The sequence below is a fragment of the Bacillus sp. LR--39 genome, assembly GCF_053613335.1.
Genome location: NZ_JBSIOT010000344.1, coordinates 1 through 1,049, shown reverse-complemented (window position 1 = coordinate 1,049; position 1,049 = coordinate 1). Strand labels below are relative to the sequence as shown.

Sequence of the window (1,049 nt, the reverse complement as noted above, 5' to 3'; positions counted from 1 at the left end):
AAAAGTTAAACGAAAAGCAGAAAGGGTCTGATCAAATCAGGCCCTTTCTATCTTTTCTTTAATTTCTTTCATTTGGCTGAGGTGCCGTTTTTCATGATGGCCGATAAAATCGATCCACTGTCTGACAGTCAGCTCTTGAAACACAGGATGCGGAAGCACTCTTTCAAAATCTTCTTCTTTCAGAGAGGCAATCGCAGCAGTCAGCTGCTCTCTTACCACATCAAGCTCACGTTTCATTTGGCTGCCTGAAATAAAATCATGCGCAGGCTCAAGATGACTCGGGGCTTTCCGTTTATTATTTCTGTCCTGTGCTACCTCAAGCGGTTTTTCTTCAATTTCTTTAATCGGAGCGTCCTTTACACGTTCCTTCAACATTTTTTGTGCGGTCATATCGATTTTTTTCAAATGGTCAAGAACTTCCCGTATGCTCCATTCTTCAGCAGAAGGCTTTTGGTTCAGCTTTTCGTCAGAAAGTCCTTTCAATTCGTTCCACGTTTCTAATCTGGCTTCATTAAAGATACTCATCATATCTCCTCCTAAAATGACATTACCATATATATAAGCAATTATCATTTATAAAGCACTTCAAATGGGTTATTTGTCTTAAAATTTTGAAACTTTTCCTGTGGTGTCTCGTATAAATGATAACGGCAGCCGTTCATCAATGCATTGATGAAGAAAGGATGAGGAAATTGGAGTTATTTGGAGTACCTATACAAACAATGTATCTTTATACGCTTATTATTGCGGGCAGCCTTACGCTGTTATTCCTGTTTTTCGGAGATGTATTTGCAGGGCTGCCAGAAGGCATTCCGTTTCTTAATCCGACATTAGTGCTCTCATTTTTCACATGTTTTTCAGCGGGCGGATATATAGGTGAACTCGTATTGCCTCTGTCGAGCTTGCTGATTGCGCTTTTATCTTGCATCCTTTCGATCATGCTGGTGGTATTGCTTCACATCTTTGTACTGGTACCATTATCATCTGCAGAAGAATCATTGGCATATAGAGAAGATGATCTCAGAGGAAGACTCGGTAAAGTGATTACA

At 40.0% G+C, this 1,049-nt stretch carries 1 protein-coding gene and 1 pseudogene; one reads left to right on the top strand and one right to left on the bottom strand.

What is annotated here, in order from left to right:
• Positions 1-36: 36 nt before the first annotated feature.
• Positions 37-525 carry a DinB family protein gene (locus ACWHAR_RS23085; RefSeq protein ID WP_003242867.1) on the bottom strand — a complete coding sequence of 163 codons (489 nt, stop codon included), beginning with the start codon at positions 523-525 and terminating at the stop codon, positions 37-39.
• A gap of 167 nt (positions 526-692) precedes the next feature.
• Here ACWHAR_RS23085 and ACWHAR_RS23080 point away from each other — a divergent pair.
• Positions 693-1,049: pseudogene (locus tag ACWHAR_RS23080) on the top strand (hypothetical protein); the annotation flags it as partial.